Here is a 12639-nt window from a genome sequence, read left to right on the forward strand (position 1 = left end):
AGAGACAGCTTCATGTGCGTGGCCGTCGTCGACGGCATCCGCACGGCGGGCGATAGCTGAACGCTCATCGACGACGGCCACGCACATGAAGTGCTCGTCAACGTCGCGCACCGACAGCGACGACAGCGACGACAGTGACCATAACCTAGACATTGGAGCAAGAAATGCAACTCGGAATGATCGGCCTGGGCCGAATGGGCGCAAACATGGCGCGGCGGCTGATGAAGCAAGGACACCATTGCGTCGTGCATGACACCCGGCCAGACGCAGTCGCTGCACTGCAGACCGAAGGCGCCGTTGGCGCGGCTTCGATCGAGGCGCTGGTGGCTGGCCTGGCGCGGCCGCGAGCCATCTGGCTCATGGTTCCCGCCGCCATCGTCGACGAGGAACTCGCGGCGCTGGCACCGCACCTGGATGACGGCGACATCGTGATCGACGGTGGGAACTCTTTTTATCGTGACGACATGCGCCGTGCCGCAAGCCTGAAGAAAGCCGGCGTGCATTACGTCGATGTCGGCACCAGTGGCGGCGTGGCTGGCCAGCAACGTGGCTACTGTCTGATGATTGGCGGCGAAGAAGCCGTGGTGCACCATCTCACGCCGGTCTTCGCGACCCTGGCGCCTGGCGCCGGTAGCGCAGAGCGCACGCCCGGTCGCAGCGGTGCGCTCGCCCCTGCCGAGCAGGGCTTTTTGCATTGCGGGCCGTCGGGTGCGGGGCACTTCGTCAAGATGGTGCACAACGGCATCGAGTACGGCCTGATGGCCGCCTATGCCGAGGGCCTGAACATTCTGCGCAACGCCAACATCGGCCTACGTCCACAGACCAGCGACGCCGAGACCACGCCGCTGCGCGACCCCGAGTTCTACCGCTACGAGCTGGATCTGCCCGCCGTCGCTGAGGTCTGGCGCCGCGGCAGCGTGATTGGGTCATGGCTGCTGGACCTCACGGCTGGGGCATTGCTGAAAGACCCGTCGCTCGAAGCCTACGACGGTCGCGTGTCCGATTCGGGCGAAGGCCGCTGGACGATCCAGGCGGCGATCGACGAGGCGGTGCCGACGCCAGTGCTGAGCGCGGCCCTGTACGAGCGTTTCGCGTCGCGCGGCGATGCAGGCTTCGCCGACCAGTTGCTGTCGGCGATGCGCCACGCCTTTGGCGGCCATGTCGAAAAGCCCGCGAAGGCGCCATGATGACCGTCGCGACACGCACCGGCGCGGCGGGGCCGCGGGCCCGTTCCGACGCGCTGGTCGTCTTCGGTTTCAGCGGCGATCTGGTGGGCAAGAAGGTCTTTCCGGCACTTTATGCGATGGCAAAGAAGGGTCGCCTCACGGTGCCGGTGATCGGCGTCGCTTCGTCCAAGTGGGGTGTCGATGAATGGCATGGTCACGTGCGCGATAGCCTGCTGCACAAAAGCCATGAAGGCGGCATCGACGACCCAGCCGCCTTCGACCGGATGATGTCGTTGCTGAGCTACGTCAGCGGCGACTACAACGACGCAGCCACGTTCACGGCACTGAAAGCTGCGCTGGGCAGCGCCGAGCGGCCGACGTTCTATCTGGCCATTCCGCCGTCGCTGTTCGCCACCGTGATCCAGAGCCTGGGCCATGCCGGCCTGGCGGGCCTTGCGCAGGACGCGCGCGTCGTCGTCGAAAAGCCCTTTGGCCGCGACCTCGCGTCGGCACGCGAGCTGAATGCGGTGGCGCACTCGGTGTTCCCCGAGTCGTCGATATTCCGCATCGACCACTACCTCGGCAAGGAGGCGATTATGAACATCCTCTACTTCCGCTTTGCCAACTCGTTCCTCGAACCGGTGTGGAACCGCGATCACATCGCCGGCGTGCAGATCACGCTGGGCGAAGATTTTGGTATCGGTGAGCGCGGGGGCTTTTACGAAAGTGCAGGTTGCCTGCGCGACGTGGTCGAGAACCACCTGTTCCAGATCGTCACGCTGCTCGCAATGGATGCGCCGGCCTATCAGAGCTTTGAGGCGGTGCACAGCGCCAAGCTGGGCGTTCTGCGCGCGATGCGGCCGCTGAGTGCCACCGATCTGGTGCGTGGTCAATACATCGGCTACCACGAGGAAACGGCGGTCGCGCACGACTCCGATGTCGAGACCTTCTGCGCGCTGCGACTGTTCGTCGATACCCCACGCTGGGCTGGTGTGCCCTGGTACCTGCGCGCTGGGAAACAGTTGCCTGCGTCGGTGGTCGAAGTGCAGGTTCAGATGCAACCACCGCCGCAGCAGCTGTTCGACGATGCAGGGCCGGCGGGCGGACGTGCCAATTACGTCCGTTTCCGGCTGCAACCCCGCGCGGGCGTCGCGCTGGCGGCACGCATCAAGCGCCCCGGCAGGGAGTTCGTCGGCGTCCAGCGCGAGTTGTACCTTGCGCAGGACGAGCCGGAGACGATGGCGCCCTACGAACGGCTGCTCGGCGATGCCCTGGCCGGCGACGGCGCGCTCTTCACCGATGAGGACGCGGTGATGGCGGCATGGGCAGTGGTCGAGCCGGTGCTGGCTGCGCATGGCCCTGCGCTGCCGTACGGCCCCGGAACATGGGGACCGGCCGAGGCTGATGGACTCACCGCGGGCGACGGCGGCTGGCACGACCCGGCCAGCGACGTGCCCATCGACCTGCCCACCGACGCGTCGCCCTCGAAAGCCAGACCCGGACGGTGACGGCCGACGTGGTCTTCTGCTCGACGTCGACGCGGCCGAAAAAGTTGGGTCTGTCGCCGCACAGACGGATGCGGATCGCCCCGAGCAGCATGAGTGGATCTACAGGAGCACAGACATGAACCCCACACAGCAACTTCACTCGCTCGGCCAAAGCCTTTGGCTTGACAACATCACGCGCGAGCTGCTGCAGAGCGGCACCTTGGCGCGCTACATCGCCGACTTCTCGGTCACCGGACTGACATCGAATCCGACCATCTTCGAGCACGCGATCGGCGGTGGCGACAGCTACGACGCCAGCATTCGCGTGCTGGCTGCAGCGGGCCTGTCCGACGAAGACCTGTTCTTCGAGCTCGCCCTTGAAGACCTGACCCAGGCCGCCGACCTGTTCCGTCCCATCTACGACGCCACCGACGGGGTGGATGGATGGGTCTCACTCGAAGTCTCGCCGCTCTTGGCACACAACGCGGCACACACGATTCGGGACGCGAACCGGTTGCACAAAAAGGCCAGTCTGAAGAATCTGTTCATCAAGATCCCGGGCACGGCGGAGGGCGTCGAGGCGATCGAAGAGGCCATCTTCAATGGCGTGCCGGTCAACGTCACATTGCTGTTTTCCAGCGCGCATGTGCAGGCCGCTGCCGACGCCTACATGCGCGGCATCGAGCGTCGGCTGGAGGTCGGGCTGGACCCCAAAGTGCCTTCGGTATTGTCGCTCTTCGTCAGCCGCTGGGATGTGGCGGTGAAGGAGGAGGTCGCATCGCCGTTGCACAACCGCCTGGGGATCGCCGTTGCCATGCGCGCGTACCAGGCCCACTGCGAATCGATGGCCTCGGCGCGTTGGAGGCGGCTCGCGGCGGCACGTGCCCAACCGCAGCGCCTGCTTTGGGCCAGCACCGGCACCAAGGACCCGGCGGCGCCCGACACGCTGTATGTGCAGGCGCTCGAGGCACCCGGCACCATCAACACGATGCCCGAGAAGACGCTGCTGGCTTTCGCCGACCACGGCCTCGTGGAACACGCCCTGAAACCGGGCGACAGACATGCCGAGGACGTGATCGCAGAATTTCGTCGTGAAGGCGTCGACGACGAGGCGCTCGCTGCGCGCCTGCAGCGCGAAGGGGTCGATGCCTTCGCCGAGTCGTGGCACGCCTTGCTCACAGGCATCCGGCGGAAACGCGCGGCTTAGCGAGCGCGCCACGACTGCCGAGCCGAGCCGGGCCGAGCGTGCCAACCGCACGTTCGTGCGCGCCATGTCCGCCAGCGAACAGACGCCACACGCTCTGGCGACGACATTGGTTTCCAAACCGCGATGACGCATTCCGCCGACGAATCCGTCCGGCATATAGAAAAGGACCCACTCCATGTTTCACGACACTAAGCAGATCAAGAACTTCGCGATCGAGGCCACCGATGGCGAGATCGGACACGTCAAGGACTTCTACTTCGACGACGACGCCTGGGTCATCCGCTATCTGGTGGTGAATGCCGGCTCATGGCTCACGAGTCGCGAGGTGCTGATCTCGCCCATCTCGATCCGAGAGCCTGACTGGAGCGCGCGGACGTTGGCGGTTTCGATCACCAAAGATCAGGTCGGGAACAGCCCGAGCATCGACACCGACCAGCCCGTGTCGCGGCAGAACGAAGAGCAGTACCTGGGCTACTACGGCTATGGCAACTACTGGGGCGATGCGGGCCTGTGGGGTGGAGGCATGTTCCCCTATGCGATGGACCCTGGCTATGCCGGATACGCTGGATACGGCGCGAATCGCGGCGAGCGCGAGCGAGAACTCGCGGCGGATCTCCAAGCCGAAAGTGCCCGACATCGCAACGACGATCCACATCTGCGCAGTTGCAACGCCGTCACCGGCTACCACCTCAGCGCGACCGACGGCGAGATCGGTCATGTTGCGGGTTATCTGGTCGACGAGCACACCTGGGCCATCCGCTATCTCATCGTGGACACCAGCAACTGGTGGATGGGTCACAAGGTGCTGGTGGCACCGGGATGGATCACCGGTGTGCACTGGTCGGGCAAGACCGTCGCCGTGGACCTGAGCCGTGAGGCGGTAAAGGCTGCACCTGTCTATGACCCCACCGCCGAATGGAGTCACCAGATGGACCTCGACCTGCACCGGCACTACGGCCCCGTGGGCTACGGGCCCGACCTGGACACGAAGCCTGCAAGGAACTCCCCATGACACGCAAGATGCAAGCCGCCCAGGTCGAACATTTCGGCCAACCGTTGGTCTTGAAGGAACTCGACGTGCCCAAGCCCGGCACGGGCCAGATTCTGGTCAAGACGGAAGCTTGTGGCGTTTGCCATACCGACCTTCATGCCGCCACTGGCGACTGGCCCTTGAAGCCGCCGCTGCCGTTTACGCCGGGCCACGAAGGCATCGTCACGGCGCTTGGCGCTGGCGTCACGGCCGTCAAGGAGGGTGACCGAGTCGGCGTGTAACTCGCGCCCCGAAAGATGCTCAAGGGGCGCCCGTTTGCCGTTCTGGCTCAGCTGGCGCGCGAGCATGTCGGTGACCTCGCGGGAGAAGAACCGGTTGCCCAGTGCCATGGTGCGTATCGCCTGGACTATTTCGTACGACTCACAACTTTTGTTCAGGTATCCGCGGGCCCCCGCAAGAAACGAGGCAAGGGCACCGTGCTGCACCGAATAAGAGGTGAAGACAAGCACCCTCAAACCGGGCGCCGCGCACTGCACTGTATTGACGACAGCGCATCTATTTACGGATGGACCGATTGCGGGAGGTCGAGCAAGAGAATGTCGATCTCGTGGTTCAGCAACATATCCAGCGGCTGGGGCTCCGCGTCCGCTTCGCACGCAACTCGCAGGTCGACATGCTCGTAGATGAGTTGCCGAAGCCCGACACGCGTCACAGGATGTCGATCCCATATTGAAACGTTGATTATTCGCAACGCTCAGGGGAGGCGAGGCGTTGCAGGCATTTCGCCCTGTTCGGCGAAGTAGGTCCGTGCGAGCTTGACGAGTTCTCCCTTGGTGGGATGACCCACTGTTTCCCAGTGCGCGATCTGGGCCATCAGCGCCGGGCGGTGTTTCTCGACGTAGTGGCGAAAGTCGGCTTGGGCGATATGCGATCCCGCGATCAGCACCGCCGGGATTCCTGCAAGCGCATCGCAAACGTCGCCAAAGAACTCATGCTCGGAGCGCACCTTGCTCCCATGTTGGCGTGTGTAGTGCACGTGCTCCTTGACGCTTGATGACTGAAGCTGTTCGGCACTGAAGTGCAAAACCTGTGCGCTGTGGTGGTCGATCAGAACGGCTGCGTGCCTCAGAGTCATGGAAAGATCCTTGGTGAGTTGGAAATCGATTGGGTCTAGAAGGGAGCGATATCGTCATCGGTAGGAACGATGCGCACGTTTTCAAGGGCCCGATAGCCGGCACGCAAGGCGTGGGCGTCTGCCAACGCGTGGTGGCGATGAATGCCGTCGTGACGCGAAGAATGGGTCCACGACAGCGTCGTAGTCGTAGACCATATTGGTCGAATTGCCTCCAAGCTTAGAAAACCCGGCAGACACGCGGATACCGAGTTGCGCTGTCGAAGCATCGGAGTGCCTGGTCGAAAACGGTGCCTGAAAATCATCCTCGGCGGTCGGGTGCACGGTGTCTGTGCGACAACGTACGTTGCGGCAAGGCTGCCGGAGAAGTGCGCGGCGTCACGGCGGGCAACGTGAGTCGAGTGCCGAGAAGACAGCCGACCGCGCCCGAGCCCAGTCGCCTTCAAAAGGCACCACCGTGCCCTGAAAGTGGTCTGCGTTGGCCCATTCAGGATGGTCGTCCACAAGCACGTCGCGCAATGTACCGACGCACCCTTTGTCGGGCGTGATGACTACGCGGTCTGCGAGCTTCGGAAAGTGATCGCGCATCCAGAGCAGCTTTTCTGTGGCGGCGTAGGGATTCGTCGAGGGAATCTTGGTGAGCGCGAAAACCTCGATGCCCGCGCCCTCGAGTGCTGCCAAACCTTCTTTGGCGCCGGGAAAAGGCGATAGCCATCTGTAGGCATCACGGCGGTTTTTGAGCTGGTTCGGCGTCATGGCACGCTTGACGCACTCCGCGCCAAAATCGGCGATGACGCCGTCCATGTCGATATAGACACGTGGCTTGTCGGGATAGTGGCGTTGTCCCAAAGCAACCTTCAGGCCGCAGCCCTGACCTGTTGGCTCGCTGAAGCGCGCGGCACGATGTGCTGCTCGCCGTCGATCCGATCGGCAGCAACCATCGCGACGAATCCGGAGCTGCTCGGTAACCAGATGTCCACTTCCTCCAGAATGGGATCTGTCTGCCGCTTCGACAGATCCGTAAATTTCGGCTGGGCCATCGAAGTACTCCTTGCATTCGTTAAATCACGGCGTAGCGCATGTCGTCTCCCGATCGCGTCCGGCGTGCGTTATTTGCAAGTGTGCGGCGCCACCTCTCGGCCGTCCGTTCGTTGAGAGACATAGCGCAGGTGTTGCGCATGAACAGATCGTGGGTTGGCGCGATGTGCGGACACGCTGTCTTGCGAGTACCAGCAAGGGTCATCAGTCGGACCCGAGAGCCAGAATGAGTCGCCGGTGCCATGATTGCCTGACGAGTCCATGTCGATTGAGCGAACCGCGTAGCCATGCGGTTGCACGCGGTACCGTCGCTTTATTGATGCTTACTTTGAGCACCGTGCCCATGCCCAGTCACGCTACGGAAGAGCCGCAATACCAGGTCGTTCGCGAGCTTGCGGACATCGAGGTGCGCCAATACGCGGCGTATGCCGTAGCCGAGGTGTTGGTGGCGGACCCGGCAGACGCAGCAGGCAGTCAGGCGTTCCCGATCCTCGCGGGCTACATCTTCGGCAAGAACAAGGGCAAGCGGAAGTTTGCGATGACGGCACCCGTGACGCAGGAAGCCGCACCGGTGAAGATGCGGATGGCTGCGCCGGTCACGCAGAGCGCCGCGCCCGACGGTTTCGTGGTGCAGTTCGTCTTGCCCAAGGGCGTGACGGTGGCCAGTGCGCCCGAGCCCCTGGACGCTCGCGTTCAAGTGCGTGCAGTAGTGCCCGCGGGGGTGGCCGTCATCCGCTATTCAGGTTTTTGGTCTCAGTCGAACTACGAAGAGCACCTTGCCAAATTGCAGTCGGTATTGCGCGATGCCGACTTGGCTGGGAAGGGCGAGCCGGTGTACGCGCGCTACAACGCGCCTTTCACGCCCTGGTTCATGCGTCGCAACGAGATCTGGCTGCACCTGGCGCGCTGACCCCCCCATGCCTCTGTCCGTCAGCGCACAGACCCGAGCGTCTTCGCGGCTTAGCTTCAACGCATTCGCCGCACGGCTCTCACTACCGCATCAATGAAATCCGTAATGAATCCAGTCACATCGTTTCTCGTGTTCCTTTTCCTCGTCGCAGGCATTGCCTCTGCCTATTGGGGCAATCTATTTGTCGCGATAGCGCTTTTCATCGTCGCAGCGTTCGTGGCCGCGTCGCTGAAGATGGCCAATGTCTGGCAGAAGTTTGTCATCCTGCGCGTGGGTAAGTTGCAGAGCGTCAAGGGCGCCGGCATGTTCGTGATCATCCCGATCATCGACAGCGTGGCCGCCGTGATCGATCAACGCATCCAGACCACTGCGTTCAACGCCGAGCAGGCCCTCACCAAAGACACGGTGCCGGTCAACGTCGACGCGATCATCTTCTGGAATGTGACTGACGCCGAAAAGGCAGCGTTGGCCATCACCAACTACCGCGAGGCGATCGACCGCGTGGCGCAAACATCGTTGCGCGAGATGATCGGCTCGTCGATGCTCGCCTCGTTGCTGTCCGATCGCAAGGATGCCGATGAACACCTGAAGGAAGAAATCGGCCGCAAGACCGCGCCCTGGGGCATCTCGGTGACCTCGGTCGAAATCCGCGACGTTGCGATTCCCGTGGCACTGCAGGACGCGATGTCACGCCAGGCGCAGGCCGAACGCGAGAAGCAGGCGCGCGTCATCCTCGGCTCGGCGGAAGCCGCGATCGCGGCACAGTTCGTCGAAGCGGCCAACACCTACGCCGGGCATCCCGTAGCGCTGCAGCTGCGCGCGATGAATATCATTTACGAGACCACCAAGGAACGTGGTGCGACCATCCTGTTGCCCAGTTCGATGGTCGACAGCCTCAATCCTTCACCGGCCGTTCTTGCCTTGGCGCTGGCAGGCAGGGCGCTGCCCGAAGTACCGCATGATGCAGAGCGTCAAGTGGCCCCCAGCGCATCTTGAGGCGGTTCAGTCTGGTGTTTGGAGGTGGTCGGAGAAATAGAGGTGATGCGGCTGCGTCTCGTATTCGCACGCTGTCGCTCGGAGGCCAGCATCAGAGTTTCAGGTGCCGGCCTGCAACGCTCTCACTTTGAGCGTGCGTAGATGCTGTGTCGGATCCTCGGGATCATGAACATGGTGAAGGTGCAGATGGGCGGCGAATCTGCACTGACCTTGTCCCTGGAATCCGTACCCCATCGCCGAGTTCATGAGTTGGCTTGCTGTGGCTGATTGGCAAGCCAGTCCTGCTCGAACTGCATCGGGCTGACATATGCCAGCGTAGAGTGCAGCCGGTCACGGTTGTACCAGAGCGGCCAATTGATGGTTTCGTCCTTCGCCTCGCGCTGGGTCTTGAATCGTTTGCCGTGCAGTCGCTCAACCTTCAACGACCCGAAGAACGTCTCACCGCAAGCGTTGACGCTCCTATGTCAAGCGGCGCGAGCAGAGTCCGCCAAATCAGCAAGTATCAACGGGTATAGCTCGCGAACGATATAGCGCTTGAGGCAACGATGCGATGGATCTCCTTCTTCGACACGCCTTGTCCAGTGCGCCTGGCGACGTACTTGTTTACCCCCCGTGTTTAGCCATCCCGATCGGCGACGGTCAACAGACGTGGTTATCTGCAAGCTTTCCGCCAATTGGCACCAGCAGAACCTTTTGTAGGTTTTGTAGGCTGGTTAGTGGCCCTCTTTGGAAATTTCGGATGGTCGGATCGACTGACCGGCCATCCTGATCGTTCCGCGCGCGCACGCGAGGCGTGTGCGAAAAGCAGTACCGCTGGCTACATGGGCTCGATGGCAAGCACAAACGGATAGAGCCTGCTACCAAATTGATAGCAAGCTCTTCGATGCCTATGCGGCTTATCTTGGCTCCTCGACCTGGGCTCGAACCAGGGACCTACGGATTAACAGACCCGCCAAGTGCTCCGCGAGGCTCAATCGTACACGCAGAAACACCTGCTCAAAAAAGCGGAATGCGGCGGACCGACCTAGATCGGCTTGAGCAGCTATCCTCCTATGTGGGGGTGTAAGCCATCGCAGAGAGAGTCCGCCGTGCCCGGGTTCGGGAGGTGGGGGATTGATAGAAGACGTCCAAAGAAAGCATTGCGCTTCATGATCGCGACCTTGCTGCCGTTGCCGTAGCGAACCTCGATCTTATTCTCTGCAAGCGATACCGGAATTTCGGGGTACGCCGCGACGCCCAAGTCCGGATGCGTGCCCACCCACACACGAATCTCACCGGTTCGTCTCTCTTCTAAGAATCCGGGAAACTGTTCTCCTTCGTTCAAAAGCTGCCGCCGCGTGGCCTCCACATGGTCTATGACGGCTGAGCCTGTTTTCTCCTCACTGATGCTCGGCGCGCTGTTTTCTTCACGGTGAAGGCCTGAATAATTTCCAATAGTCTTGAGGCTGCCCGAGGACCCAACCCCTCTATACGAAAGGCCCTCCCATACACTTTTGGTCCTATGCGCTTTCTCCGCGTGGGGGTCGATTTCAGCGGCACTCTCGCATGGCGGCGATCTTCTTTTGCCGCTCCCTGCGCTGCTCGTCGGTGAGCGTGATGCTGTTTGCTGAAACCTCTTCGTTTTTGATTTCAAACAAAGTCGGGCATTGCCGCGCCTGTGCAGGCACAGGTTGCGCCGTCGATGCGCGCACGACGTCGGAACTTTGAGTCGATGTGACCATGCCGCGCGCGTCGGTGTAGACATACCAAGTCCGACTGTCAGTGTAGTAGACACGTTGCTCGCTATAGCCCGCGGCGCCGTTCGACGTGTTCACCGATTGCGGGTTGCCGAGGGTGCGCTGCAGTTCGGCATTCGTCATGCCTTTTACAGGCACATGGAACAAGATTGCCCTGTCGACGGCAGTGGCCATGTCTCCACTGCGCTCCGGTGCATCATCGGAGGGTGCATGGGCGATCACCTTGACATCTGTCTGCACTTGCCCAGTTGCACACGGCGCGTCCTGGAACGATGTCTTCCCGTCGACCTTGCATTGGTAGACCGCCCACGCAGGCGAGGCTGCGATGAGCGCCGCCACGAGCGCTAGATGCTTCGCCCTCTTTTTCATGCGTCTTCTCCTATTGATGAAAAAGCATATCGCAGGGCATCGACGGTCAAGCCGGTACAGCATCCGCCGCCGCGGTCGCATGCTGCATCAGCGCCGGCCGCACGCGGTAGTACGGCTCGTCATCAGGCACCACGCATCCGTCCGCGATGGCGCGGAGCGCCGCGTCGGCACTAGCTACGTCATCGGGGCGCGCGATGCGTGAATCGTCGGCCGTCAGCGCGGTCCAGTAGAGATAGGCGGCCGACTGGTCCAGCCATGCGGCGCGGAGTTGCTTGGGCGCTATGCCGTGCTCGCCCATGTAGACGCCGAGCATCCATTTGTGGATGCCTTCGCAGTGGGCGTGCTCGGGATCGTCGAAGTGGAGCATGAGCGATCGCATCGGGTGGTGCGTCCCGTCGTGCACGGTCATCGTCGGGCCGGCCAGGGCGCTGCTGTGCCGGGCATGCATGTCGTCGCCGATTTGGAAGAGGATATCGTCGTCAGAGAAGGTCACGATTCACGGTTCCGTTCGGTTTTAGAGCCCCGACTTTACGTGCAGCGTAACGAAAAGACACATGCCACCCCCGAGAGTTTGCCTTTTCGTAACTTGTTGCTGTCGCTTTTCGGCACCTTGCGCTGGTGCGCAAGCGCGGCCGTACCCGATCGAGGTCCAGCTAGACTTCGCAGCACTAAAACGAAAACACGCTATGAACGTCTTCATCAGCTGGTCCGGCGCGCGCAGCAAAGCGGTCGCCGAGGTTCTACAGGATTGGGTGGGCTTGGTCATCCAAGCGGCACGGCCCTGGTTGTCAGATGAGATCGATCGGGGCGCCAGTTGGATGACCGCTATCAACAACAAATTACAAGACTCGACGATTGGCATCTTCTGCCTTACACCTGAGAACAAGGACAGCCCGTGGATATTGTTCGAGGCAGGCGCTGTGGCGAAAGGACGCGACACAGCTCGCATATGCACTTTGCTGATCGAGATGCAACACGGCGAAGTCGACATGCCGCTCGCACAGTTCAATCACACGTTACCGACGCGATCGGACATGCTGAAGCTGGTCAAGACATTGAATTCAGCAGTCGAGAGCGAACAACAGCTGTCGGTGCAACAGCTTGAAAAGTCGTTCGCTGCGCATTGGGAAGCTTTCCACGACGACTATGTGAGGGCCCTAGCGGACAACCCGCCGAACACACCGCCCCCTCCGAAGCCCGATCAGGCCGAAGTGTTGCAAGACATATTGGCGACGGTACGCGCGTCCGAGCGTCGGCTTGCCAGCGCCGAGGCAGCGCAAGCTATGCGATGGAGCGACGTGCAGGGCGTGCCGTTGAACAATCTTGTTAGATTGACGGAATACGCACCCACGGTGACTCAGTCAAGTCCTGATCGCAAAGCCGTCCCGGGCATCATTGCAGGAAACATGCGACGCGTCGCAGCTTTAGACGGTCAGTTTGGTACCGTTGACCGGAAGCCGACTATCGGCGAGTAAACCGGATTTCGTCGAAAACCCGGACTACTTTCTGAGAGACCCGGCAGGTGTGCTCACTGCGTGGTTCCTCGCTGCTGCTCCATCGCCTTGAGGTGTGGCGCCGGCCGAAAATTGACCCACCGGGGTTGCGGC

The 12639-nt window shown here is 61.8% G+C and carries 12 protein-coding genes and 2 pseudogenes; 8 read left to right on the forward strand and 6 right to left on the reverse strand.

The window, feature by feature from the left end; all coding sequences use genetic code 11:
* Positions 1 to 164 precede the first annotated feature (164 nt).
* The 5 genes and pseudogenes from gnd to QN413_RS06590 all read left to right on the forward strand — a co-directional run.
* Positions 165 to 1187, forward strand: coding sequence for a phosphogluconate dehydrogenase (NAD(+)-dependent, decarboxylating) (gnd, locus tag QN413_RS06570; protein WP_323495824.1), 1023 nt, complete (start codon positions 165 to 167; stop codon positions 1185 to 1187).
* Positions 1187 to 2674, forward strand: coding sequence for a glucose-6-phosphate dehydrogenase (gene zwf / locus QN413_RS06575; RefSeq protein ID WP_323495825.1), 1488 nt, complete (start codon positions 1187 to 1189; stop codon positions 2672 to 2674). The genes gnd and zwf overlap by 1 nt, the downstream gene beginning before the upstream one ends.
* A gap of 115 nt (positions 2675 to 2789) precedes the next feature.
* Entirely contained in the window at positions 2790 to 3860 is a 1071-nt protein-coding gene (gene tal / locus QN413_RS06580; RefSeq protein ID WP_323495826.1) for a transaldolase, read from the forward strand.
* A gap of 175 nt (positions 3861 to 4035) precedes the next feature.
* Positions 4036 to 4872 (forward strand): PRC-barrel domain-containing protein, encoded by an 837-nt coding sequence (locus QN413_RS06585; RefSeq protein ID WP_323495827.1) that lies wholly within the window; start codon positions 4036 to 4038, stop codon positions 4870 to 4872.
* Positions 4869 to 5129: pseudogene (locus QN413_RS06590) on the forward strand (alcohol dehydrogenase catalytic domain-containing protein); the annotation flags it as partial. The gene QN413_RS06585 and the pseudogene QN413_RS06590, both read left to right, overlap by 4 nt.
* A gap of 476 nt (positions 5130 to 5605) precedes the next feature.
* Here the strand turns inward: QN413_RS06590 and QN413_RS06595 are convergent.
* The 3 genes from QN413_RS06595 to QN413_RS06605 form a co-directional block, all read right to left on the reverse strand.
* Positions 5606 to 5986, reverse strand: a complete 381-nt coding sequence (locus QN413_RS06595; protein ID WP_323495828.1) for a hypothetical protein — start codon at positions 5984 to 5986, stop codon at positions 5606 to 5608.
* Positions 5987 to 6361: 375 nt separating this feature from the next.
* Positions 6362 to 6832, reverse strand: a complete 471-nt coding sequence (locus tag QN413_RS06600; protein ID WP_323495829.1) for a 5' nucleotidase, NT5C type — start codon at positions 6830 to 6832, stop codon at positions 6362 to 6364.
* Positions 6833 to 6840: 8 nt separating this feature from the next.
* Entirely contained in the window at positions 6841 to 7023 is a 183-nt protein-coding gene (locus QN413_RS06605; RefSeq protein ID WP_323495830.1) for a hypothetical protein, read from the reverse strand.
* Between the two features lie 341 nt (positions 7024 to 7364).
* Between QN413_RS06605 and QN413_RS06610 the strand changes: the two genes are divergently transcribed.
* Entirely contained in the window at positions 7365 to 7931 is a 567-nt protein-coding gene (locus tag QN413_RS06610; RefSeq protein WP_323495831.1) for a heme-binding protein, read from the forward strand.
* Positions 7932 to 8036: 105 nt separating this feature from the next.
* A complete protein-coding gene (locus QN413_RS06615; protein WP_323495832.1) occupies positions 8037 to 8927 on the forward strand; it encodes a slipin family protein in 891 nt (296 codons plus the stop codon).
* A 242-nt stretch (positions 8928 to 9169) separates the two neighbouring features.
* On the opposite strand, the pseudogene QN413_RS06620 reads toward QN413_RS06615, so the two are convergent.
* The 3 genes and pseudogenes from QN413_RS06620 to QN413_RS06630 form a co-directional block, all read right to left on the reverse strand.
* Positions 9170 to 9379: pseudogene (locus QN413_RS06620) on the reverse strand (IS3 family transposase); the annotation flags it as partial.
* A 1077-nt stretch (positions 9380 to 10456) separates the two neighbouring features.
* Positions 10457 to 11002: a DUF4124 domain-containing protein gene (locus tag QN413_RS06625; RefSeq protein WP_323495833.1), complete on the reverse strand. Its 546-nt coding sequence runs from the start codon at positions 11000 to 11002 to the stop codon at positions 10457 to 10459.
* 76 nt (positions 11003 to 11078) lie between these two features.
* On the reverse strand, positions 11079 to 11525 hold the full coding sequence (locus tag QN413_RS06630; RefSeq protein WP_323495834.1) for a hypothetical protein: 447 nt from the start codon (positions 11523 to 11525) through the stop codon (positions 11079 to 11081).
* Between the two features lie 193 nt (positions 11526 to 11718).
* Here QN413_RS06630 and QN413_RS06635 point away from each other — a divergent pair, with 193 nt between their 5' ends.
* Positions 11719 to 12507: a TIR domain-containing protein gene (locus QN413_RS06635; protein WP_323495835.1), complete on the forward strand. Its 789-nt coding sequence runs from the start codon at positions 11719 to 11721 to the stop codon at positions 12505 to 12507.
* Positions 12508 to 12639 lie beyond the last annotated feature (132 nt).

This window comes from Variovorax sp. LG9.2 (genome assembly GCF_035018885.1).
In the GTDB taxonomy this organism is placed as follows: domain Bacteria; phylum Pseudomonadota; class Gammaproteobacteria; order Burkholderiales; family Burkholderiaceae_C; genus Variovorax.

Bases quoted from the DNA above. Each gene is read 5' to 3' on its own strand.
- QN413_RS06610 (WP_323495831.1), top strand. From the start codon at position 7,365: ATGCCCAGTCACGCTACGGAAGAGCCGCAATACCAGGTCGTTCGCGAG.
- zwf (WP_323495825.1), top strand. From the start codon at position 1,187: ATGACCGTCGCGACACGCACCGGCGCGGCGGGGCCGCGGGCCCGTTCC.
- QN413_RS06585 (WP_323495827.1), top strand. From the start codon at position 4,036: ATGTTTCACGACACTAAGCAGATCAAGAACTTCGCGATCGAGGCCACC.
- tal (WP_323495826.1), top strand. From the start codon at position 2,790: ATGAACCCCACACAGCAACTTCACTCGCTCGGCCAAAGCCTTTGGCTT.
- QN413_RS06635 (WP_323495835.1), top strand. From the start codon at position 11,719: ATGAACGTCTTCATCAGCTGGTCCGGCGCGCGCAGCAAAGCGGTCGCC.
- QN413_RS06595 (WP_323495828.1), bottom strand. From the start codon at position 5,986: ATGACTCTGAGGCACGCAGCCGTTCTGATCGACCACCACAGCGCACAG.
- QN413_RS06605 (WP_323495830.1), bottom strand. From the start codon at position 7,023: ATGGCCCAGCCGAAATTTACGGATCTGTCGAAGCGGCAGACAGATCCC.
- gnd (WP_323495824.1), top strand. From the start codon at position 165: ATGCAACTCGGAATGATCGGCCTGGGCCGAATGGGCGCAAACATGGCG.
- QN413_RS06615 (WP_323495832.1), top strand. From the start codon at position 8,037: ATGAATCCAGTCACATCGTTTCTCGTGTTCCTTTTCCTCGTCGCAGGC.